This window comes from Candidatus Halocynthiibacter alkanivorans (genome assembly GCF_003333265.1).
GTDB classification, from domain to species: Bacteria; Pseudomonadota; Alphaproteobacteria; order Rhodobacterales; family Rhodobacteraceae; genus Halocyntiibacter_A; species Halocyntiibacter_A alkanivorans.
In genome coordinates, this window is the sequence record NZ_QOLB01000037.1 from 20,418 (window position 1) to 41,641 (window position 21,224).

At 59.0% G+C, this 21,224-nt stretch carries 21 protein-coding genes; 5 read left to right on the forward strand and 16 right to left on the reverse strand.

Annotation, left to right across the window (positions count from 1 at the left end; translation table 11 throughout):
- Window positions 1–3 precede the first annotated feature (3 nt).
- Entirely contained in the window at window positions 4–537 is a 534-nt protein-coding gene (locus tag DWA01_RS03190; protein WP_272867847.1) for a NuoB/complex I 20 kDa subunit family protein, read from the reverse strand.
- Complete coding sequence (locus tag DWA01_RS03195; RefSeq protein WP_114284210.1) at window positions 528–893, reverse strand: NADH-quinone oxidoreductase subunit A; 366 nt, start codon at window positions 891–893, stop codon at window positions 528–530. Before DWA01_RS03195 ends, DWA01_RS03190 begins: the two co-directional genes overlap by 10 nt.
- A gap of 562 nt (window positions 894–1,455) precedes the next feature.
- Between DWA01_RS03195 and DWA01_RS03200 the strand changes: the two genes are divergently transcribed.
- Window positions 1,456–2,271, forward strand: coding sequence for a hypothetical protein (locus DWA01_RS03200; protein ID WP_114284211.1), 816 nt, complete (start codon window positions 1,456–1,458; stop codon window positions 2,269–2,271).
- Between the two features lie 127 nt (window positions 2,272–2,398).
- Here DWA01_RS03200 and DWA01_RS03205 read toward each other — a convergent pair whose 3' ends face one another.
- The 10 genes from DWA01_RS03205 to DWA01_RS03250 all read right to left on the reverse strand — a co-directional run bounded on the left by DWA01_RS03205 (window position 2,399) and on the right by DWA01_RS03250 (window position 13,222).
- Window positions 2,399–3,187, reverse strand: coding sequence for a crotonase/enoyl-CoA hydratase family protein (locus DWA01_RS03205; RefSeq protein ID WP_114284212.1), 789 nt, complete (start codon window positions 3,185–3,187; stop codon window positions 2,399–2,401).
- A 201-nt stretch (window positions 3,188–3,388) separates the two neighbouring features.
- The gene (locus tag DWA01_RS03210) at window positions 3,389–4,237 is read right to left on the reverse strand and encodes a hydroxymethylglutaryl-CoA lyase (RefSeq protein WP_114284213.1); all 849 of its coding nucleotides are present in this window, start codon (window positions 4,235–4,237) and stop codon (window positions 3,389–3,391) included.
- Window positions 4,238–4,239: 2 nt separating this feature from the next.
- The gene (locus tag DWA01_RS03215; protein WP_114284214.1) at window positions 4,240–4,899 is read right to left on the reverse strand and encodes a glutathione S-transferase family protein; all 660 of its coding nucleotides are present in this window, start codon (window positions 4,897–4,899) and stop codon (window positions 4,240–4,242) included.
- The gene (locus DWA01_RS03220) at window positions 4,896–6,848 is read right to left on the reverse strand and encodes an acetyl/propionyl/methylcrotonyl-CoA carboxylase subunit alpha (RefSeq protein ID WP_114284215.1); all 1,953 of its coding nucleotides are present in this window, start codon (window positions 6,846–6,848) and stop codon (window positions 4,896–4,898) included. Before DWA01_RS03220 ends, DWA01_RS03215 begins: the two co-directional genes overlap by 4 nt.
- Window positions 6,849–7,829: an NAD(P)H-dependent flavin oxidoreductase gene (locus tag DWA01_RS03225; RefSeq protein ID WP_336469993.1), complete on the reverse strand. Its 981-nt coding sequence runs from the start codon at window positions 7,827–7,829 to the stop codon at window positions 6,849–6,851.
- A gap of 81 nt (window positions 7,830–7,910) precedes the next feature.
- Window positions 7,911–9,515, reverse strand: coding sequence for a carboxyl transferase domain-containing protein (locus DWA01_RS03230; RefSeq protein ID WP_114284216.1), 1,605 nt, complete (start codon window positions 9,513–9,515; stop codon window positions 7,911–7,913).
- A gap of 10 nt (window positions 9,516–9,525) precedes the next feature.
- Window positions 9,526–10,047, reverse strand: coding sequence for a lysozyme inhibitor LprI family protein (locus DWA01_RS03235; RefSeq protein WP_114284217.1), 522 nt, complete (start codon window positions 10,045–10,047; stop codon window positions 9,526–9,528).
- A gap of 42 nt (window positions 10,048–10,089) precedes the next feature.
- Window positions 10,090–11,253 (reverse strand): isovaleryl-CoA dehydrogenase, encoded by a 1,164-nt coding sequence (locus tag DWA01_RS03240; RefSeq protein ID WP_114284218.1) that lies wholly within the window; start codon window positions 11,251–11,253, stop codon window positions 10,090–10,092.
- A 98-nt stretch (window positions 11,254–11,351) separates the two neighbouring features.
- Window positions 11,352–12,551 carry a DegT/DnrJ/EryC1/StrS family aminotransferase gene (locus tag DWA01_RS03245; protein ID WP_114284219.1) on the reverse strand — a complete coding sequence of 400 codons (1,200 nt, stop codon included), beginning with the start codon at window positions 12,549–12,551 and terminating at the stop codon, window positions 11,352–11,354.
- Complete coding sequence (locus DWA01_RS03250; protein ID WP_114284220.1) at window positions 12,548–13,222, reverse strand: HAD-IA family hydrolase; 675 nt, start codon at window positions 13,220–13,222, stop codon at window positions 12,548–12,550. The genes DWA01_RS03245 and DWA01_RS03250 overlap by 4 nt, the downstream gene beginning before the upstream one ends.
- A gap of 125 nt (window positions 13,223–13,347) precedes the next feature.
- Here DWA01_RS03250 and glmU point away from each other — a divergent pair, with 125 nt between their 5' ends.
- Both glmU and glmS read left to right on the forward strand, forming a co-directional pair.
- Entirely contained in the window at window positions 13,348–14,697 is a 1,350-nt protein-coding gene (gene glmU, locus DWA01_RS03255) for a bifunctional UDP-N-acetylglucosamine diphosphorylase/glucosamine-1-phosphate N-acetyltransferase GlmU (RefSeq protein ID WP_114284221.1), read from the forward strand.
- A 4-nt stretch (window positions 14,698–14,701) separates the two neighbouring features.
- The gene (gene glmS, locus DWA01_RS03260; RefSeq protein WP_114284222.1) at window positions 14,702–16,519 is read left to right on the forward strand and encodes a glutamine--fructose-6-phosphate transaminase (isomerizing); all 1,818 of its coding nucleotides are present in this window, start codon (window positions 14,702–14,704) and stop codon (window positions 16,517–16,519) included.
- Window positions 16,520–16,580: 61 nt separating this feature from the next.
- On the opposite strand, the gene DWA01_RS03265 is transcribed toward glmS, so the two are convergent.
- A complete protein-coding gene (locus DWA01_RS03265; protein WP_136057653.1) occupies window positions 16,581–17,390 on the reverse strand; it encodes a hypothetical protein in 810 nt (269 codons plus the stop codon).
- A gap of 88 nt (window positions 17,391–17,478) precedes the next feature.
- Here DWA01_RS03265 and DWA01_RS03270 point away from each other — a divergent pair, with 88 nt between their 5' ends.
- Both DWA01_RS03270 and moaA read left to right on the forward strand, forming a co-directional pair.
- Window positions 17,479–18,177, forward strand: a complete 699-nt coding sequence (locus DWA01_RS03270) for a DNA alkylation repair protein (RefSeq protein WP_114284224.1) — start codon at window positions 17,479–17,481, stop codon at window positions 18,175–18,177.
- Between the two features lie 47 nt (window positions 18,178–18,224).
- Window positions 18,225–19,229, forward strand: a complete 1,005-nt coding sequence (gene moaA / locus DWA01_RS03275; protein ID WP_114284230.1) for a GTP 3',8-cyclase MoaA — start codon at window positions 18,225–18,227, stop codon at window positions 19,227–19,229.
- 8 nt (window positions 19,230–19,237) lie between these two features.
- Here moaA and DWA01_RS03280 read toward each other — a convergent pair whose 3' ends face one another.
- The 3 genes from DWA01_RS03280 to DWA01_RS03290 all read right to left on the reverse strand — a co-directional run.
- Window positions 19,238–19,684, reverse strand: a complete 447-nt coding sequence (locus DWA01_RS03280; protein ID WP_136057654.1) for a hypothetical protein — start codon at window positions 19,682–19,684, stop codon at window positions 19,238–19,240.
- A gap of 21 nt (window positions 19,685–19,705) precedes the next feature.
- On the reverse strand, window positions 19,706–20,872 hold the full coding sequence (locus DWA01_RS03285) for a M20 aminoacylase family protein (RefSeq protein ID WP_114284226.1): 1,167 nt from the start codon (window positions 20,870–20,872) through the stop codon (window positions 19,706–19,708).
- 79 nt (window positions 20,873–20,951) lie between these two features.
- Window positions 20,952–21,224: DUF3422 family protein (locus DWA01_RS03290; protein ID WP_114284227.1), on the reverse strand; the 273-nt coding region annotated here is incomplete at its 5' end.

Consider the following 21,224-nt stretch of genomic DNA (forward strand, 5'->3'; position numbering starts at 1 on the left):
CCATTACCTCGCAATCGTGCCGGTGCGACGGATTTTCCGCTGCAGCTGCATCAGACCATAGAGCAGTGCCTCTGCTGTCGGAGGACAGCCCGGCACATAAATATCAACCGGTACAATCCGGTCACAGCCGCGCACCACAGAATAGCTGTAGTGGTAATAACCGCCGCCATTGGCGCAGGACCCCATTGAGATCACATACCGTGGCTCGGGCATCTGGTCATAGACCTTGCGCAGCGCCGGCGCCATCTTGTTGGTCAGCGTACCGGCCACGATCATCAGATCGGACTGGCGCGGGCTGGCGCGCGGCGCGGTTCCAAACCGTTCCAGGTCATAACGGGGCATCGAAGTGTGCATCATCTCAACCGCACAACAAGCCAGACCAAAGGTCATCCAGTGCAGCGAGCCGGTGCGGGCCCAGTTGATCATGTCCTCAGCCGAGGTCAGCAGAAACCCTTTGTCCTGCAGCTCAGCGTTCAGCGCGCTGGTGGCCACTTGCTGGTCACCACCTGCGGTGTTGGCAGAAGTCATCACTCCCATTCCAACGCTCCTTTTTTCCACTCATAGGCAAAGCCCACAGTCAGAACCCCGAGGAATACGATCATCGACCAGAACCCCAGCAATCCCACATCCTTGAACGCCACCGCCCAGGGGAACAGGAAAGCGATTTCAAGGTCGAAAATAATGAACAGGATCGACACGAGGTAGAACCTCACGTCAAACTTCATCCGTGAATCGTCAAACGCGTTAAATCCGCACTCATAGGCTGACACTTTCTCAGGGTCAGGATTGCGGACTGCGATGATCAATGCAGCAAAGATGAATACCAGGCCAATCGCGATTGCGAGGCCGAGAAAAATAACGATGGGGAGATATTCCCGAAGCAGGTCTTCCAAGTGCGGCTCCTTTCATGCGGTCAGGGCGCATGCAGCTGTTCTGTGGTTTAGCCGCGCCTCTTCTCAGGGTCAACCAAGGTGGCGCGGAATTTAGAGCCCCAAACCCCAACAAACCTTGAACATCTGCATCTGTGTGATGAAAAAAACCAGGGGAAAATGTCGCTGTGGCTCACCGCGCAAATCCGAGTATTTCCGTCGGAAAAGAAACCACCCACCAAAGCGACTCGCACGCCCCCCGCTTGCTGCCCGCCCCCAACCGACAAATGGCCGGCCATTCGCGCCAGTGTGTCGCCCCCGACCCGCAGGCACCAGCTCCGGTCAAATAACGTATCCGCTTGCAGCTGACTGCCCGGTCCTGCCGTCCTGCCCAGCGCGGCGCAAACGCAAAAGGCGGTACACTCGTACCGATAAACCCGGATGGCTCCGCCGTGGTTTATGCAACTTATACGCTTGCAAGATGTCCACCGCCTCTGCCAGAGTGTCATCCACAATATATTTTGGCCATCCGGCCCTACTGACTTTTACCGTTCCAGATTTCACCCAACGCACTGAAAGCCCCAAAATGCTCAGCAAACAGATTTTCCTCACCGCCTTTGGCATGATCTTCACCAATTTCACCACCACTCTGCGCATCACCCTGCCGATTTTTCTTGTTGGTGTGCTGGTGCCGTATGTGTTCGCAAGAATGATGTGGGGCAACGGCGATATAGTCTGGAACGGGACGTCGGGAACGGTCCAGGACCCAGGCATCTTCCCTATCCTGTTTGTCGTGCTGGTCATGACGGTCTGCTTTATTGCGATGATCGTGCTGTGGCACCGCCACAATCTGTTACCAGCAACCCAGACCCGCCCGCGCTCCTTTCCGCCGGTCAGCGCAGTGAAACGCTACATCCTCGTATCTTTGGGACTGGGTCTGGTGCTGGGCTTACTTAGCGTCCCCGCCGGGTTTATCCTTTTTCTGGCGCTAAAATTGTTATCTGGCATAACTCAGCTACCACCGGCCTTTTACCTCGTGCTCTTCGTTGTCCTGACCACGGTTGTTTTGTCCGTGGTGATGCGCTGGAGCCTGATCCTGCCCGCCGCCGCCATCGGTGCGCCGCTCACCATGGGGAACGCCTGGCGCATGAGCGCAACGGCGTCCCGCAGCATACTTTTCCTGGCGGTAGCCCAAGGCATCCTGTATTTTCTGCTGGAATTCGTCGGCGGCCGGATAGCAGAAGTCATTCCCGGTCTGGCCACAATCACCAGCCTGATCGTTTTGTGGTTTCAAATGCTGTTCAGCGCCGCGTTGCTGACCGCGCTTTACGCCCATCTGATCCAGAACACCGAGGAAACGCCAGTGCCCGCTACCAGGCCATACCTGGGTCCGCAATCCTGAACGACAGGGTGCCTGCCGGGCCTTGCCGGCGCCCGTCTATCGCGTCGGGACTGGACGGTGCAGCCCCGGCCCAACCGGGCGCGAACCTCTCCACCGCCCTGGTGCGCAGGCTCTCAACGGGCGCGCGTTACGCCCAGGGCGCTTTCTCTTTGGCAAAAAACGCCTGTATGCCAGCGCGGGCCTCGTCGGTTTCCCAGCGTTCCACCAGCGCCTGAATGCTGGCGTCAATCACCGCGTCATCAATGCGGGGTCCCATGGCGCGGGCCAGCGCTTTGGAGGCGGCCACCGCGCCCGGCGCGCAGCTCAGATAGGGCGCGACTTCCGCCTCCACCGCCGCGTCAAGTTCCGCCGCGGGCACCGCGCGGGCGACAACGCCGAGGGTGACGGCCTCGATGGCATCAAACAGGCGCGAGGACATGAACACACGGCGTGCCATCGCTTCGCCCATCCGCGCCAAAACATAAGGACCGATGGTCGCCGGCAGCAGGCCCAGCCTTGTTTCGGTCAACCCAAAGCGCACATGATCGGAAGCAATCGCCACATCACAAACACAGGCCATGCCGACGCCGCCGCCAAAGGCGTTGCCCTGAATGCGCCCGATCAGCGGTTTGGGCATGGTGTTCAGCGCGCCCAGCATTTCTGCCAGCCGCCGGGCTTCACGGCCGCGGGTCTCCCCATCCGCCGCCATCTGCTCCTGCATCCAGCCCAGATCACCACCGGCGCAGAAGCTTTTGCAACTGTCCTCGGCACTCAGCACCACCACCCGCACCGCAGGATCAGTGCCCAGCGCCCGTGCGGCGTCGCTCAGCTCATCCATCATCTGCGCATTCAGCGCATTGTGCTTGGCTGAACGCATCAACCGCAGCATGGCAACCCCGCGCGCATCGGTTTCAATTGCAATTGTCTGATAGCCCATCGACGTCCGTCCCTGTTCCGGCCGCTGCGACAATGCCGCAACAGCCTATTTCTGATTTTCTTGTCCGCTATCCGCGTCCGGCGGCACCCGTGTACCGGCCCCGGCATCAGGCCGGCTGATCCCACACGTTTTCACATGGCTCAGCTCTCACGCCGGTCAGGTCTCACACGCCTCGGGCCCGGAACAAGCCGCAGCCGCGTCTCAGCGCGTCATTAACAGCGCCATTTCACCAGCCTGCTGCAACACATTGGCATTCAGCCCGGTGTCATAGCCCAGCCGCTCCACATGCTCAAACACCGCCTCGGTTGCGACATTGCCCTTGGCACCAGGCGCAAAAGGACAGCCACCAAGACCACCAACAGAGGCATCAAACACCCGCACGCCCAGCGCCAGCGACGCGTCGATATTATCAAGCGCCCGCCCGCCAGTGTCGTGAAAATGCCCGGCCAACCGGTGCACCGGCACCACTTCCCGTACCGCCAGTACCATCTTGGCAATGGTTTCCGGCGTGCCCTGACCGGTGGTATCCCCCAGCGAGATTTCATAGCAGCCCATGGCAAACAGTTTTTCCGCCACTTCCGCCACCTTGTCCGGCGACACCGGCCCGTCATAGGGGCAATCGGTCACGCAGGAGACATAGCCCCGCACCGGCAGATCAATACTGCGTGCTGCATCGACCACCGGTTTGAACCGTTCCAGGCTCTCTTCAATAGTGGCGTTGATATTGGCTTTGGAAAAGCCTTCAGAGGCCGAACCGAAAATGGCGATCTCATCGGCTTTGGCAGTGATCGCCGCATCAAAACCGCGCATATTCGGGGTCAGCGCCGAATAGGCCACACCTGCGACGCGCTTGATACCCGCCAGAACGTCGCCACTGTCCGCCATCTGCGGCACTTTTTTGGGCGAGACAAAGGACGCCACTTCTATCCGTCGGAATCCTGCGGTTGATAACAAATCAATCAATGCGATCTTCTCGCTGACCGGGATCTGTCTCTTTTCGTTCTGTAACCCGTCGCGCGGGGCCATTTCAAAAATCTCAACCTGATGCATATCTACCCCTCCCAGGGTTCATAAAATTCCTTCGGATATAATCGCGTCTCAAGCTCCTTTGGTTCAGAGGCGATGAACCCGTCCCGCAAGGTTAAGCGCCGATACCAGGAAGTTACCAGCGGAAACGCATCAAGCCGCGCAAAGTGAAGCGACATATAAAGCGCTTGCCCCACCGAAATATCCGCCGCGCTAAAGCCGCCCTTCAGCAGGTAGTCGCCGCTTTCTGCCAGCCGCGCCTCGATGGCGCCGTAACATTTCTCCAGCCGTTTTGCTTCCAGCCTGGTCACAATCGCGCTGCGCATGGAGGCATCATACAGCGCGATGTGCTGCTGGGTCAGCGCCGCCGAATGCTGGCTGATGGTCTCGGCAAAATGCAGCCAGACCAGCCAGTCGCGCCGCTCGTCCTCGCCCGGCAGCCGACCCATCCCGGTCTCTGGATACAGCTCGCAGAGATATTCCGTGATTGCGCCGGTCTCAAACATGGTGTCGCCATCAATTTCCAGCGCCGGCACCCGACCTGCCGGATTCAGCGCGAGATACTCCACGCTGCGCAGGTTCTTGCCAAAGGCGTGGCTGACGACCTCAAATTCCACGCCCAGCTCATGCAGCAGCCACAACGTGCGCATGGACCGTGTCTGGGCACAGTGATGCAGCCGGATCATGCCGCCACCTCGCTGTCGTCTGCCTCAAGCCGGATCAACGCCGCACCGGCTTCGACCTGGTCGCCACCCGCAACCAGCACCTCTGCGACCACCCCGTCGCGCGCCGCCTCCAATGTGTGTTCCATCTTCATCGCTTCCAAAATCGCCAGCCGGTCGCCCTTTGACACCACCTGGCCTGCAGTCGCAAACACCGCCTTCACCAGCCCGGGCATCGGCGCTTCAATCAGATTGCCATCGCCGCCGTGATCGCCCGCGCGCGCCAGCGGGTCAATGACATCAAAACTCCATGCGCCATGGCCAAACACATGCACCTGGCCGCCGCGACGCACGGCACGGCGTAGCGCCGCCCCTTCCGCCTGCCAGCGCCCTTGCATGCGGGAAAACTGCAATTGTTCTGCGTCCAGCGAGACCCGCGCTGCATCCGGCCCGGTCAGCTCAACAATCACCGCCAGCGCATCGTCACCCAGCTGCAATTCAATGGTGCGGCGCAGCGGCGCCCAAAGCGTGAACCCCGTGACCGGCGCGGCAGGCGCATCCAGCCCCGCCGCCACCAATGCTGCCAACCCGATCACGGCCAGCCCGGCCTCCGGTTCATGGGACAGCGCCACCAGGTCCCGCTCAATCAACCCGGTGTCCACCTCGCCCGCGACAAAACCCGCGTGGCGCGTCAGATTGCCCAGAAACGCCAGGTTGGTGACGGTGCCGCCCACATCTGTCGCCGCCAAAGCTGCCTCCAGCTGTTTCAGCGCGATTTTTCGGGTGCTGCCATGGGTGACAATCTTGGCGATCATCGGATCATACCAGGGCGAGATTTCATCGCCCTCACGCACACCGCTTTCAATCCGCGCCGCAGCGGCAAACTGCAAATGATCAAGCCGCCCGGTCGCCGGCAAAAATCCCGCCGGCACGTCTTCGGCATAAAGCCGCGCTTCAAAACTATGGCCGGTGATGCGCAGATCCTGCTGGCGCATCGGCAGGCCCTCGCCCGCAGCAACCCGCAACTGCCATTCCACCAGATCGACCCCGGTGATCGCCTCGGTCACCGGATGCTCCACCTGAAGCCGCGTATTCATCTCCATGAACCAGAACCCGTCGACCCGCAGCCCGCCGGATCCATCGACAATGAACTCCACTGTGCCGGCACCAGAATAGCCGATCGCCTCGGCCGCCTTCACCGCCGCCGCGCCCATCGCCGCGCGCACCGCTTCAGGCATGCCCGGCGCCGGCGCTTCTTCGATCACTTTCTGGTGGCGGCGCTGCAAGGAACAATCCCGCTCAAACAAATGCACCGCATGTTTACCGTCACCAAAGACCTGGATCTCGATGTGGCGCGGCGCAGTGATGTATTTTTCGACCAAAACATCGCCATTGCCAAAGCTGGTCACCGCTTCACTGCGCGCACTGTCCAGCGCATCGGCAAAACCTGCTGCACTTTCCACCAGCCGCATACCCTTGCCGCCGCCGCCGGCCACCGCTTTGATCAACACCGGATAACCGATCTTGCCAGCCTCCGCTTTCAGAAACGCCGCATCCTGATTGGCACCGTGATAGCCCGGCACCACCGGCACGCCGGAGTCCACCATCAGGACCTTGGCGGCATCTTTTAATCCCATAGCGCGGATCGCACTGGCCGAGGGTCCGATAAAGACCAGACCCGCAGCCTCAACTGCCTCCACGAACTCCGGGTTTTCCGACAGGAAACCATAACCCGGATGGATCGCACCCGCGCCGGTGTCCAGCGCCGCCTGAATAATCACGTCGCCGCGCAAATAACTGTCGGCGGGCGCCGCACCGCCGATATGCACCGCCTCATCGGCCACCGCCACATGTTTGGCCGCCGCATCAGCGTCGGAATAAACCGCCACGGTGGCCACGCCCATGCGCCGCGCAGTGTCCATCACCCGACAGGCAATTTCGCCCCGGTTCGCTATCAGGATTTTTCTGAACATCTAAGTCTCCTCCTGGCTGCCAAAGCGGGCCATCAACGCCTCTGCCTGGTCTGCCGTTTCCTGAATGATCTGCGCCGCCGGGCACCGGTCCCGGATCAGCCCGGCGGCCTCACCGACAATGGTATTGGCCACTTCGGTATCGCCCGCTGCCTGGGCCGCAACCCAGCGCGGTGCCTCAACCTCAATTGCATCTGCCAGCCCGGCCATGTCGCCCTGCCAGCGCCGGGTGAACGCGTTCTTCAACACCCGCACCGAATAGCGCCCGGGCCAGCGCAGCCGCCGCGCCATGTCGGGCACACTGGTGCGCAGACTGTCATCGCCGCTCGCCGCAACCGAGGCCGCAATCATGTTGTCATGGGCCAGGCTCTCATCACTGGCGTACAGCCGCGTTCCCATCACCGCACCCTCAGCGCCCAGCATCAGGCTTGCCGCCAGGCCACGTCCGTCGGCAATGCCGCCCGCCGCCACCAGCACCGCCTCAGACCCGGACCCGGACCCCGCCAGCCAGTCGGCCACTTCCGGTACCAGCGTCATGGTGGCGCGGCTTTCACCATGGCCACCGGCCTCGGCACCCTGGGCCACAATCACATCCGCCCCCAGATCCGCCGCATGCTGCGCATCCCGCAGGCTCTGCACCTGGAGGATCAGCGGCACGCCTGCCGCGCGGATAGCCGGCACATACTCCGCCGGGTCGCCAAAACTCAGAAACAACGCCGCCGGTTTTGCCGCCAGAACCTGGTCCAGCACAGCCGGGTTGTCGGCAAGCTTCCAGCTGATCAGCCCGACACCGACCGGGGTATCCCCCGCCAACGTCATCTGTTGCTCAATCCAGACCGGATCACCATACCCGCCGCCGATAAAACCAAGCCCGCCCGCACGGCTCACCGCCGCCGCCAGCGCACCACCACCGGCACCGGCCATCGGCGCCGACAGGATCGGCAGTGTCAGAATAAAGAGATCGGTCAGTCGGGTGCGGATCATGTGCCGGTTCTTCCTTCGTTCATGCTTTTGCACATGTCTGCCCGTGAAATGTGCAATTCTCACATAAGTTCGGTGGGCTTATTACATTCTGAACAGACCGAACCGTGTCGGCTCAATCGGCGCACACAGCGCGGCGGACAGCGACAGGGCCAGCACATCACGGCTTTTGCGCGGATCAACGATGCCGTCGTCCCAAAGCCGGGCTGAGGCGTAAAGCGGATGCGACTGGCGTTCAAACATATCAATCGTCGGCTGTTTAAACGCGACTTCTTCCTCGGCCGACCATGTGCCACCCTGACGTTCAATCCCGTCCCGTTTCACCGTCGCCAAAACACCGGCAGCTTGTTCTCCGCCCATCACCGAGATGCGCGAATTGGGCCAGGACCACATGAAACGCGGCTGATAAGCCCTTCCGCTCATGCCATAATTTCCGGCACCAAAGGAACCGCCGACCACCATGGTGATCTTGGGCACATTGGTGGTGGCCACTGCAGTCACCATCTTGGCACCATGGCGCGCGATGCCTTCGCTCTCGTACTTCTGCCCGACCATAAAGCCGGTGATGTTCTGCAAAAATACCAGCGGGATATTGCGCTGGCTGCACAGTTCAACAAAATGCGCACCCTTTTGGGCCGACTCCGAGAACAACACCCCATTGTTGGCGATAATGCCGATCGGGCAACCTTTCAGATGGGCAAAACCACAGACCAGCGTCTCACCAAACCGTTGTTTAAACTCATCAAAACGAGACCCATCGACCAGTCGCGCAATCACTTCGCGGATGTCATAAGGCGTGCGCAGATCACCCGGAACCACACCCAGGATCTCTTCCGGATCATAGGCGGGTTCCTCTGGCGACTGCCAGTTGACCGTTGTGGGTTTGTGACGGTTCAGATTGAAGACCGCCTGTCGCGCCAGGGCCAGAGCATGGCTGTCATCCTCAGCCAGGTAGTCGGCAACACCGGAAAGACGGGTGTGAACATCGCCACCCCCAAGGTCTTCCGAGCTCACCACTTCGCCGGTGGCCGCCTTAACCAAAGGGGGGCCAGCAAGGAAGATAGTGCCTTGTTCTTTCACAATAATAGTGACGTCAGACATCGCCGGAACATAGGCCCCGCCGGCGGTACAGGACCCCATCACCACCGCGATCTGCGGGATGCCTTTGGCCGACATGCGGGCCTGATTGTAAAAGATACGGCCAAAATGATCGCGGTCCGGGAACACCTCATCCTGGTTGGGCAGGTTGGCACCGCCGCTGTCGACCAGATAGACACAGGGCAATTGACACTCCTCGGCAATCTCCTGGGCCCGCAGGTGTTTTTTCACCGTCATCGGATAATAGGTACCGCCTTTGACAGTGGCATCATTGCAGACGACCATAACCTCTTGATTATGCACACGTCCTATACCGGCAATCACCCCCGAACAAGGCGCCGCCCCCTCATACATCCCATGCGCTGCCGTGGCCCCGATCTCCAGAAAAGGCGAGCCCGGATCCAACAGGTTTGCCACCCGGTCACGCGGCAACATTTTGCCCCGCGACAGATGCCGTGTTCTGGATCTTTCGCCGCCACCCGCCGCCGCCAACGCGGAAGCTTTGGCAACAATATCAAGCGCTTCCAGATGGCCTGCCCGGTTGCTGCGAAAGCTGTCAGACGATGGGATTACGTTGGAGGTAAGTTTCATGTTTCTCTTTCTACTGCGCCTGATTGTATTGCAGCGCCAGTTGCAGCGCCATCGCCTGCTCTCCGGTCATCTGCATCATACAGCCGACAAATGCCGGACCGCCGCCGGTACCGCCGCCCCATTGCGAACGCTCATAGTCACAGCTCGCATCGCGGAAACCGATCCAGGCCCGCTGCATATTGCGCAGGTTTTCCGCCCGCGACATCGCCGCACGTCCCATGTCGCTCCCGTCAGCATCGACGGCTTTATCATAGGTCATCAACTCGCCATATGCCGCGTTAAGTTCCTGATCCCAAAAGCTAAGTTCCGCATTCAGACAGCCGCCCATCCCATAGGTGGAATAGCCGCCCGGTGTCGCCTCCATACAGGCGTTGGCCGACAGACCGATGCACCCATGCGGGTTCATGCCGTCGTCAGATTCATAATAACAACTCAGCGACAGCTCCGGGCTGAACTCCAGCTCCTGCGCAAAGGCGCCCTGGGCGGAGACAAACAGAAATGCGGCAAAAAACAGTTTCAGAAACGCGGTCATAACAGATCCCTTTTTAAGAATTTCAGTGTAATTTCACTGACGTTACCGCATAGCACCCATCATTTCACGACCGATTAACATCCGACGGATTTCGCTGGTTCCCGCCCCAATTTCCATCAGTTTTGCGTCGCGGAACAACCGGCTTACCGTGCTTTCGTTCATAAACCCGGTGCCACCCATCGCCTGAACTGCCTGATGCGCCTGTTTCATCGCTTCTTCAGAGGCATAGAGCACACAGGCCGCCGCATCCTGCCGTGTCACATGCCCCCGGTCGCAGGCTTTGGCTACCTCATAAACATAGGCCCGCGCGGAATTCATCGCGGTGTACATGTCGGCAATTTTGCCCTGCATCAGCTGGAACTCCCCGATCGGCTGGCCAAATTGTTTGCGCTCGGAAACATAAGGCATCACCTCATCCAGACAGGCGGCCATAATGCCGGTACCGATCCCGGCCAGAACAACCCGTTCATAATCCAGCCCGGACATCAGGACACGCACACCTTTGCCTTCCAGGCCGAGAATATTTTCATAAGGAACTTCAACGTCTTCAAAGATAAGCTCGGCCGTATTTGAGCCGCGCATCCCCAACTTGTCAAAATGCGCCGATGTAGAAAACCCGGCCATTTCCTTTTCAATGATAAAGGCAGTGATGCCTTTGGAGCCCGCGTCAGGGTCCGTTTTGGCATAGACCACCAAAGTGTCCGCATCTGGCCCGTTGGTGATCCAGAACTTGGTGCCGTTCAAAACAAAACGGTCATTCTTCTTCTCGGCCCGCAGCTTCATAGAAACCACATCAGACCCGGCGCCGGCCTCAGACATTGCCAGTGCACCAACGTGTTCGCCGGTCAACAGTTTTGGCAGGTATTTCTGCTTTTGATCCTCGGTGCCGTTCAGCTTGATCTGATTGACGCAAAGGTTTGAATGCGCACCATAACTCAGCGAAACAGAGGCCGAGGCGCGGGCGATTTCCTCCACCACAATTGTGTGGGCCAGATAGGACATGCCAGCGCCGCCATATTCTTCGCTGACAGTGACGCCCAACAGGCCAAGCTCACCCATTTCGCGCCAGAGCGCGGTGGGGAATTCATTGCCTTTGTCCACCTCAGCGGCGATCGGCTTTATCCGCTCCTGCGCCCAGGAATGCACCATGTCGCGCATCGCATTGACGTCTTCACCCAGATCAAACTGCATGCTCGCGTAAAACATCGCGCGCTCCTCCACCGGTCATTATTGAACACTTGTTCAGTTAACGGTGAAAACCGAGTCGCGTCAACCTTTGTGACGTGACGTTCAGCGGTAGCGGTTCAGCCCTGTTGCCAGAGCGCGCTGACCTCGGATCGGATAATGCGGCTGATCTGGGCACAGTCTTGCAGCGAGAATGTCAGTGGCACCCGCATATCCATCAGTTGCGCCAGTACAGCATCGGTTTTCGGCATGGGCTCCGGGTTGGCATAGTGCCAGCTGTCATAGCGCGAGGTGAACGCCGCAGGTTCCTCAGCGCCAAACCATTTAAGCTCGACACCGCGCTTCAGGCAGCGCGCCACAAGATTTCTGATCTGATCCGCGCGCCAGCCCGGCAGCAGAAACTGGATCGAGGATCCGACAAACCGTTCCTGCTCCGGGCGTTCAATCACCTTCAACCCCGCCAGATCCCGCAGGCCGCTTTCGACCTCACGGTAACGCTCAGTCCAGCCATCACACTGATCCTGCAACGTTTTCAGCTGTGGTCGCAGAATGGCCGCCCGCAGATTGTCCATCCGTCCCGAAACGTTTGGCGTGTCATATTTGACTTGCTCAAACACGTCCGCCGCGGGTTTTGAAAGATGACGGTCAAACAACATATAGGACCCTGAAAGCAGGATCGCCCGCGCCATCAGCACCTCGTCGTCACTGGTCAGAAAACCACCTTCGCCTGAATTTACGTGTTTATAGGTCTGGGTGGAATAGGCCGCCATCGCTCCATGGCGCCCTGACGCAGTGCCATCCCAGGACGCACCCATCGTATGGGCGCAGTCCTCAATCACCGTCACGCCCGCCCGGTCGCAGAGCGTCATCAGCGCAGCCATATCACACAGGTGGCCGCGCATGTGAGACAACAACAGCACCCTGGCCCCCGAGGCGGCGATCCGTGTCTCCAGGTCCGTCAGATCAATGGTAAGATCTTCTGTGACCTCGACAATTACCGGCACTGCCCCAAGCGAGGCAATAGCGCCAGGCACCGGGGCAAGCGTGAATGCGTTGGAGAGGACCTTGTCGCCTGGCCTGACTCCAATCGCGCGCAGCGCCGTGGCCATTGCCGATCCACCTGACGCCACCGCCACGCAATAGCGCGCGCCGGTCAGCTCTGCGAATTCCTGTTCCAGCAAAGCCGCTTCCGAGAATTCACCCTCGGCCACATTGTACCGATGCAGCCTCCCGCTCTCCATCACACGGATAGCGGCCTCAATGCCTTCGCGCGGAATCGGGTCCTGTTGGGTAAAACTCCCCTCAAAGACCTCACTCATCGCGGCGCCCCGATCAAATCGCGGGTGACACGCCCCAAATCACGGTAATGCGCCAACAGGGCTTCGGGCTTCATCTCCTGCACCCGGTCGCCCTCCGGACCAAAACTGACCAGCGCGCAAGGCACGCCCGCCGCCGCTGCGGTCTTACGGTCGGTAATCGTGTCGCCCACCAGATACGACTTTGAGACATCCCCGCCAGCAAGTTCAACAGCCGCCCTGTAGGGCGCTGGATCAGGTTTGCGCACTGGCAGCGTGTCGGCGCCGACCATCGAGTCAAACAAACCACGCACCCCAAGCCGTTGCAGCAGGGTTTCGGCCAGTCCCGACGGTTTATTGGTACAGATGCCAACAGCATAGCCATCACGTTTTAACGCCTCCACGGCCTCTGTCACGCCGTCATATAGTCGCGTATATACATCAATATTTTCAGCGTAGGCCGCCAACAACACCGGAAACTGGGCGTCAATCTGCGCAGCTGCATCACTCACGTTCCGCCGTTCAAAACCAAGTGCCAGCATGGCGCGCGCGCCATGATACGCAGTGCTCGCGTCAGAATGCGGGTCAAGCACATTGCCATAGCCGAGACCTCGAAAACACGTATTGGCTGCTGCGATCAGGTCACCACTGGTCTCGGCAAGCGTCCCGTCCAGATCGAAAATAACTGTATGCATAATCACTCCTTTGGCAAAATTCCGCCACCCGTTGTAATGTGCCGTAAGGAGTTTTGATAGTTCTTCCCCTTGCAGCTTTCCCCTCCTTGGGTAAAACGGCTTAAACACGTTGGAAAGAACCGATTATGAGCACAGCCTTAATTATTCTCGCTGCCGGCCAGGGGACACGCATGATGTCCGACCTGCCAAAAGTTCTGCACCAGATTGCCGGCGCACCGCTTTTTGCTCATGCGATGGCGTCTGGCGCCGCGCTGTTGCCGGAAAAAACCATCCTCATTGCCGGGCATGGTGCCGATGAAGTGCGGCAGGCGGCCCTGGACATCGACGAGGACGTTGAAGTCATCTTGCAGGAAGAGCAACTGGGCACAGGCCACGCCGTCGCTCAGGCCCGCGCGGCACTGGCCGGTTTCGAAGGCAACGCGTTTGTTCTTTATGGCGACACGCCTTTTATCCAGCCTGAAACACTTGAACGTATGGCGGAGGCGCGCCAACACCATGACGTCGTGGTTCTGGGGTTTGAAGCAGCTGATCCCGGACGTTATGGCCGGCTGGTGATGCAGGGTGATGTTCTGGAGCGCATTGTCGAATTCAAAGACGCTTCTGATCAGGAGCGCGCAATAACCCTGTGCAACAGCGGTGTTATCTGCGCCGACGCCTCGGTCCTGTTTGATCTGGTCAGCCAGGTGGGCAACGACAACGCTGCAGGCGAATTCTACCTGACCGACATCGTCGCCATCGCCAGTCAGGCCGGATTGTCCGCAACCGCCGTGTCCTGTGACGAGGCCGAGACGCTTGGCATCAACTCACGCGCCGAACTTGCGCGCGGTGAAGCCGCCTTTCAGGCCCGTGCCCGCGCTGAGGCCCTTGATACCGGCGTCACGCTGATTGCCGCAGACACGGTGTATTTCTCGCATGATACTTTGATCGGACGCGACGCGATCATTGAGCCGAACGTGGTCTTTGGCCCCGGCGTGACGGTGGAAACCGGCGCCCGGATCCGTGCCTTCAGCCATCTTGAAGGCTGCCATGTTTCGACCGGTGCAATTGTTGGCCCTTACGCGCGTCTGCGCCCTGGCGCTGAACTGGCCAATAACGCCCGCGTCGGCAATTTTGTTGAGATTAAAAACGCCCAGATCGGCGAAGGCGCTAAGGTCGGTCATCTGTCCTATATTGGCGACGCCACACTTGGAGATGCCTGTAACATTGGCGCCGGCACCATCACCTGCAATTATGACGGCGTGTTTAAGCATCACACCGAGATCGGTGAGAGCGCCTTTATCGGCTCCAACACCATGCTGGTGGCACCGGTTTCTGTCGGGGATCACGCGCTTACGGCCTCGGGCGCGGTCATCACCTCCGATGTTCCTGCCGAAGCCCTCGCCATTTCACGCGCGAAACAGGTCAACAAACCCGGTCTGGGCCGCCGTCTGATGGACAAGCTCAAAGCAGCGAAAGCTGCGCAAAAGAAAGTCTGAACCTATGTGCGGAATTATTGGTGTCCTGAGCAATCACGAAGCTGCGCCGCAATTGGTCGAAGCGCTCAAACGGCTTGAATATCGCGGCTATGACAGCGCCGGCATCGCCACCGTTCAGAATGGCACGTTGAACCGTCGTCGCGCGGTTGGCAAACTGGTCAACCTCTCCGATCTTCTGGTGCACGAACCGCTGGCGGGAAAAGCCGGCATTGGTCACACCCGCTGGGCAACCCACGGTGCGCCGACCCTGAGCAACGCCCACCCGCACCGGGCGGGCAATGTGGCTGTGGTTCACAACGGTATCATCGAAAACTTCCGCGAGTTGCGCGCGGAGCTTGCCCAAAAGGGCATCGAATTTACCACCGACACCGACACTGAAACCATCGCCCTGATGGCGCAAAGCCTGCTGCAGGACGGCAAGTCTCCGGTGGAGGCTGCGCGCGGCACCCTGGCCCGGCTTGAAGGCGCGTTTGCGCTGTGTTTTCTGTTTGAGAACGAAGACAACCTTCTGATCGCCGCCCGCAAAGGCTCGCCACTGGCGATCGGCCATGGCGACGGTGAAATGTTTGTCGGCTCTGATGCCATTGCGCTCGCCCCTATGACCAACAGCATTACATATCTGGAAGAAGGCGATCACGCCGTTCTGACCCGCGCTGGTGTCAAAATTTTTGACGAGACCGGCGCGCCTTGCGCCCGCGAAAAACGCCTGGTCCAGGTTGATGCCGCCCGTGTCGAAAAAAGCGGCCACAAGCATTTCATGGCGAAAGAGATTGCCGAACAGCCAACCGTGATTGGCGAGGCGCTTGGCCATTACATCAATGCTGACGGAACCATCAACCTGCCCGATGATCTGGACTTCACCGCCATTGACCGGGTGACCATGGTGGCCTGTGGCACCGGGTATTACGCCTGTATGGCGGCGAAATACTGGTTCGAACAGATTGCCCGCCTTCCGGTCGAGATCGATATTGCCTCTGAGTTCCGTTACCGCGAACCGCCGGTGCCGGCCCGCACTATGGCGCTTTATGCCAGCCAGTCCGGCGAAACCGCCGACACCCTGGCGGCGCTTCGTTACACCGCCGGTAAAGCGGCACAAATCGTCTCTGTCATCAACGTGCCCGAAAGTTCGATCGCGCGCGAAAGTGACATCGCATTGCCCATCCTTGCCGGTCCGGAAATCGGCGTCGCATCGACCAAAGCCTTCACCTGCCAACTGACCGTGCTTGTCCTGATGGCATTGCGTGCGGCCCAGGCCCGGGGCGAGATTTCTGACGAGGATCTGCGCACCCACCTGACCGCGATGCGCGCCCTGCCAGGGCTGCTAAGTCACGCGATGGAGCAAAGTGGCGCCATGGAAAAAGTATCACGAAAACTGGCTGAGACCAGCGATATCCTGTTCCTGGGCCGGGGCGCGATGTATCCTCTGGCGCTGGAAGGCGCTCTGAAACTGAAGGAAATCAGCTATATCCATGCAGAAGGCTACGCCTCGGGCGAGTTGAAACACGGGCCGATCGCTTTGGTGGACGAACAAACGCCGGTGATCGTAATGGCGCCACGGGACAGGCTGTTTGAAAAAACAGTGTCCAATATGCAGGAAGTCATGGCGCGCGGCGGCAAAGTCGTGCTGATCTCGGATGCCCAGGGCATCAAAGAGGCCGGCGAAGGTGTCTGGCAAACCGTGCAAATGCCTGCGGTGTCAGAGCTTCTGGCGCCAATTCTTTATGCGGTGCCCGCGCAGCTTCTGGCCTATCATACGGCTGTCGCCAAAGGCACCGATGTGGATCAGCCGCGCAACCTGGCAAAATCCGTTACTGTTGAATAATAAAACGCCCCGGCAGTATTACTGCCGGGGCGTTGATTTCAGTGTGCTGAAACCGTCAGCTTCAGAGTTTTGCCAACCAGTCGTCGATCAGACCGTGCTGATCTTCGCCAACGCCAAGCTGCTCGGCAACCCATGCAGTCATTTCCGGCGTAATATCATCAACGGTCACCGGCCCGGCGCCCGTGGCATTGAGCGAGGCCACCATTGCCTCAATCATTGCCTCTTCAGAGGTCGCCTCTGCGGCTGCAGCCGCATCATCACTTGCCTCGTCCAACGCAGCCTGATCTTCCGCCTGCTGTTCAAGAAGTTCTTGCGCTGCTGTTATTTCATCAATGGCTTCCTGAGAGAGATCCGGGGTTTCCAGAAGCGTAACCAGGTCTGCTTCGGCAGTCTCCGGGTTGACCTCCAGGGCAGCTAAGGCCGCCGCCAGTGCTGCCGATGTCTCGCCAAGGGCTGCTTCTGCATCCGCCTTGGCTACAATAAGCAGTTCCAGTTCAGCACTGTTGGACACAAAGTCGCGGAACGGCTCCATTTTGGGGTCAGAACTGTTCATCAACCCGTTGATATTCCGGTTCAGCGAATTCAGCGCCTTTAACTGAGATGACAGGCTGCCCTGCGTGGCCTTAACTGCTTTAGGTGCTTTCACCGATGCGGTCCGGTTTCCTTGCCCGGCAAACACCGGTTTGCCACCGCCACGCGCCTCAGATTTACCGCGGGATTTTTCGCTGGATTTGCCACCGCCGCCCCCCTTGCCATTGCCGCCCGCCCAGGCGGCCTCCACATCCTGGAACCCCAACAAATTCACTGAGCCCACCATCGCGGGTCCCATCAGCATTACAGATGTCATGGCAAGTACGTTTACGAGTTTCATCCCGAACTCCTTCGATATAATGTGCGGGTCGAACAGACCCGGTTAAAGCCTAGGGCAACATTTCGTTAAAAATATGGCAGGACACCTAATGACGCTTCCCCTTAACGACGCACTTGATGCACTGCACGCCGCCGCTGAAACCGGGCGCGCCCCTCAGATGGCAGCTTACCATAAAGTGGACCGGGAGTACCTGGGTGCCCCAAACCCGGCGATAAATGACCTGGCCAAGACCTGGCGCCAATTGCTTGATCTGGAGCAACGTGTTGAGCTGGCACGCTCTTTGTGGGACAGCAATATTTTTGAAGCACGGCTGGCCGCCGCCAAACTGTTGACCCAGGCGCGAATCCGTGACGACGCGGCTGTCTGGGAGCTTATCCAAAGCTGGACACCCGAATTTGACAGCTGGGCCATCGCCGACCACGCCTGTATGGCCGGTCAAAAAAGGCTGACGGCCGATCCCGCGCGTCTGGATGATATTGAAGACTGGACCACCTCGGAGCATATGTGGACCCGCCGCGCCGCGCTGGTCATCACCCTGCCCTGGACCAAACAGAATCACCCCAAACCTGACGACCTGGCCATCCGGGACCGCGTTCTGGGCTGGGCCGCTCTTTACACCACCGATCACGATTGGTTCATTCAGAAAGCTGTCGCCTGGTGGGTGCGCGACCTGTCCAAACACGATGCCGCGCGCAGCCAGGCTTTTCTGACTGAGCACGGGCCGGCAATGAAACCCTGGGCGGTCAAAGAAGCGGCGCGCCACCTGCCCGAACAAAACGACGGTTAACCCTTGCCCACACGCGGGACCGACACTAGGTTTTAGCCATGAATCAAATGCCACGCCTGATTGACCCTTTCGCCCGTGCTGTCACCTATCTGCGGGTGTCCGTCACCGACCGCTGTGATTTCCGATGTGTCTATTGCATGTCGGAAAACATGAAATTTCTGCCCAAGAAAGAGTTGCTGACGCTGGAAGAGCTGGACCGGATGTGCACAACGTTCATTGGTCTCGGCGTGGAAAAACTGCGCATCACCGGCGGCGAGCCTCTGGTGCGCAAAGGCATCATGTCTTTCTTTGACTCGATGACGCGCCACCTGGACAGTGGCGCGCTGCGCGAACTCACCTTGACCACCAACGGCTCACAGCTGGAACGGTTCGCCGACGACCTCTATGCGGCCGGTGTGCGGCGTGTGAACGTGTCGCTGGATACGCTGGACGAGGAAAAGTTTGCCCGTATCACCCGCTGGGGCCGCCTGCCCCAGGTGTTGCGCGGCATTGATGCGGCCCAAAAAGCCGGGCTGCGGGTCAAGTTAAACACGGTGGCGCTGAAAGGGTTTAATGAAAGCGAATTGTTCACCATCATCGACTGGTGTGCGGCGCGTGACATTGACCTGACCTGGATCGAAGTGATGCCGATGGGCGATCTTGGCAATGAAGACCGCGTCGGGCAATACTGGTCACTTGAAGACATGCGTACTCAGCTTCGTGAACGTTTCACCGTGACAGAGCTGAGCGAAAGCAGCGGTGGACCTGCGCGTTATGTCAGACTGGAAGAAACCGGCCAGAAAATCGGTTTCATCACGCCTCTGACCCATAATTTCTGCGAAAGCTGCAACCGGGTGCGCATGACCTGTACCGGCGAGCTTTATCTTTGCCTCGGACAGGAAGACAAAGGGGATCTGCGCGCGCCCCTGCGCAACCATCCGGAAGATGACGGCCCGTTAATCGCGGCAATTGAAGAGGCCATCAGTCGCAAACCCAAAGGGCACGATTTTGACTATTCGCGCCAACAAGCCGATGGTCAGGTCAGCCGCCACATGTCTCACACCGGCGGCTGAGCGAAGACTCACTCGGTATAGCGGCCTTTACGGAAATAAACGCTGATACTTGCGCCATCGGTCGGGACAGGCTTGCCGGTGTCTTTGCAATTGGCCAACTGCCCGACCAAAGGCTTGTTGGGTTTTCCATATGCAAAATAATTCAGATTCCTGATGATGCTTTTACCATCCACCCTCACAGCCCCCTCTCTCAGCACATTGCTAAGAATGCGGTTCTTATTTCCGCTGGTCAGGACTTTGAGACCGCAGACTTCCATCTGCCCGTCGATGTCAAATATTTTAAACGCATATTCCAGCGACGGTCTTGCCTTAGGTCCGTCACCCAAGTCACCTGAACCTTTATAAAAATCCTCCGTCACCGGAACAGTTCGCGTGATCTCTTTTGCGGGTGAAATTGAAGGCATCAAAATTATGAGCACCCCCAGAAGCGCGGCGGCTCGTAAATATCCAGTCAAAAAAATAATCCTTAAATTAAACTAAATTACAGGCATGCGCGACTCAACCATACTTGCAAGCCAAGAACAACCAAAAGGTATTGCGCCCTCGTCAAAATTATACTCTGGGTGGTGCAGCATCTCGGTATCGCCGTTGCCCAGAAAAATATAGGCGCCCGGGCGTTCATTAAGCATGTAGGAAAAGTCCTCAGCCGCCATCATCGGCGCAGCGTCAGTGGTATCATTGCCTGTGATAGCGCGCGCCACATCGGCAGCAAATCCTGCGTTGTCCACCGCGTTCACAGTCTCCGGATACCCGCGCTGATAATCCAGTTCCGCTGTCGCGCCATAGGCCTGCGCTGTTGAGGTGATCAGCCGCTCCATACGTTCGATCACCAGATCCTGCACATTGCTGTCCATGGTGCGCACTGTGCCAATCAAACGCACGGTCTGAGGGATCACGTTAAAAACGGTGCTTTCGGTGGTGAAACCGCAGATCGACAGCACGACTTCCTGTAGTGGATTCACATTGCGGCTGGCGATGGATTGCAGCGCCACGACGATCTGGCTGGCGACCAGAACGGTATCGATCGCATCTTCGGGTTTGGCCGCATGGCCGCCCCTGCCGGTGACCACAATATCAAACTGGTCCGCCGCCGCCATCATCGCACCAGGACGGATGGCAAATTCGCCGACCCGATAGCCAGGCATGTTGTGCAGCCCATAGATCTCCTGGATGCCGAACCGCTCCATCAACCCGTCCTCAACCATTTCGCGCCCGCCGCCGCCGCCCTCTTCTGCGGGCTGGAAAATCACCACGGCGGTGCCGTCAAAATTGCGGGTCTCTGCCAGGTATTTCGCCGCGCCAAGCAACATCGCTGTGTGACCGTCATGGCCGCAGGCATGCATTTTCCCCGCTGTAACCGAGGCAAACTCCAGCCCGGTGGCCTCAAGTATGGGCAGCGCATCCATGTCGGCGCGCAAACCAATAACGCGCCCCTTCGTATCTGTCTTACCGCGGATAACACCAACAACGCCGGTGCGCCCCAGACCAGTTGCGATCTCGTCGCAACCAAAATCACCCAATAGCCCTTCGACTTTCGCGGCGGTGCGCTGCACGTCAAACATCAGTTCCGGATTGGCGTGAATATCGCGGCGCCACTCAACAATTTCAGCGTGCATCTCAGCAAAACGATTTTTAACCGGCATGGTGGCTCCTGAAGTAAACTATGTTGTGCATCATTCTAGCCCTGTAGCCGTGTCTGTGCCAGCCTCACGCAAAGTGACATCAGTGCCCCATCGATTTGCGGATCCGGCGCACGCCCAAATACACCGCCAGAACGACCAGCGGCGTTAAGCCAGCCAGTGTCATGCCCTTGGACAGACCAAGCGTCTGGGTCACCGGATAGGACAAATATGCGGCCAGATTAACGGCGTAATAGCTGATCGCCACCACAGACAGACCTTCTACCGTCGCCTGAAGCCGCAATTGCAGATCTGCGCGGCGGTCCATGCTTTGCAGCAGTGCTTTGTTTTCCGCGCTGCGTTCAACATCGACCCG